This window comes from Pediococcus damnosus (assembly GCF_001437255.1).
Classification (GTDB): Bacteria; Bacillota; Bacilli; order Lactobacillales; family Lactobacillaceae; genus Pediococcus; species Pediococcus damnosus.
The window spans coordinates 1-1,209 of sequence record NZ_JQBD01000164.1; the positions used below are offsets into that span (position 1 = coordinate 1).

General features: G+C 39.3%; 1 protein-coding gene and 1 pseudogene. Both read right to left on the reverse strand.

The genetic code is table 11. From position 1 onward, the window contains the following. Positions 1 to 259: 259 nt before the first annotated feature. Positions 260 to 601: pseudogene (locus IV84_RS10445) on the reverse strand (replication initiator protein A); the annotation flags it as partial. 255 nt (positions 602 to 856) lie between these two features. Beyond that, positions 857 to 1,129 (reverse strand): hypothetical protein, encoded by a 273-nt coding sequence (locus IV84_RS10450; protein ID WP_056986628.1) that lies wholly within the window; start codon positions 1,127 to 1,129, stop codon positions 857 to 859. Between the last annotated feature and the right edge of the window lie 80 nt (positions 1,130 to 1,209).

Below are 1,209 nucleotides of genomic sequence, written 5' to 3' on the forward strand. Positions count from 1 at the left end.
AACTGCCATGATTGTCTCATCTCCTTTCTTTCACTACTACCATTATACTACCTTTTGAGTACCTTATCAATAGATAAAGCCCTGGCCTCAAATCACTTGAGCTTGGCGTTGATCTAAAGGCTGAACTTTTGAGCTGGTTAGCTCTGGCACTCATTTAAAAGCCCCTATTCTTCTGTTTAAGCCATTTAAATCTAACTTGAGTATAAAGATGTTAGTAAGTCTTAAAACTGTTTAGAAAGGATTTTGTAGCCTTTTAGGACTAGTAGTACAACCCACTGTTATCGTTGTCGGCCGACTTTTCTTCTTCGGGGTGTTTGGCCGCATATTCTCTAGCCGCTTGTTTATTCCACCAAACGCCAAATAGGTTTTGCATGGTGCCGTACAAGTAGTTCTCAACATTCTTGATGTGCTTCTCATTGCTTCTCAGGGCGTTAAAGTAGCGTCTCAAGGCTTTAGTCATTAAAGGTTTCAGTTCTTCGTCGTAAAGCGGGATTATGACACCAATATCTTTGTGATCTTTCTCAACTCGGTACTTAGCATTTAAGATAATGCCAATGAAGCGCCGCATTTGTTGCGGGGTACGGCACCAAAAACTAAGCAGTATTCATCATGTTACAGCACCCAAGTAAAAGCTACGAAGATAAAAACATTCATCCTCAAAATATGTAACCTAGAAAAAAGGCCTCCAGTGTTAAACCGGGAGCCTTTTTTAGTATACCAAGTAACCCACATTCACCGCGGAACTTCCACATTCCGTTCTTTTTTGATTGTGAACTTGTCCAAAAAAGAAGTGGTATAGGTCGCAGATTGACTTTAATTGGGGAAAGGAAGTTTGTGAAAATTACTGGTATTACTCCTAGACCATTCCCTTAAATTCAACTGTCTCATTCTTTGTATTAACCAAAAACTTACCGACACTCCCCTGATACTTCACGGATACTTTAAAGGAATACTTGTAATTTACCCGAGTATATCGAATACTACTAATTCTTCCCTGATACCCTTGACTACGCAAAACTCTCTTCACTTGGTTCCTTTGTCGATCAGTAATTCTTGCAGAACTCCGATAGATTGTCTTCTTAACGATCACATCTGGATTCAATGGAACAATGTAATCCTTACATTCCAACAATTCCACCAACTTTCTTTTTTTCTTTATATTTGTCTTGACGGGTTACGGTTTTCCATTCAGTTTAGAGGGAGTGACGT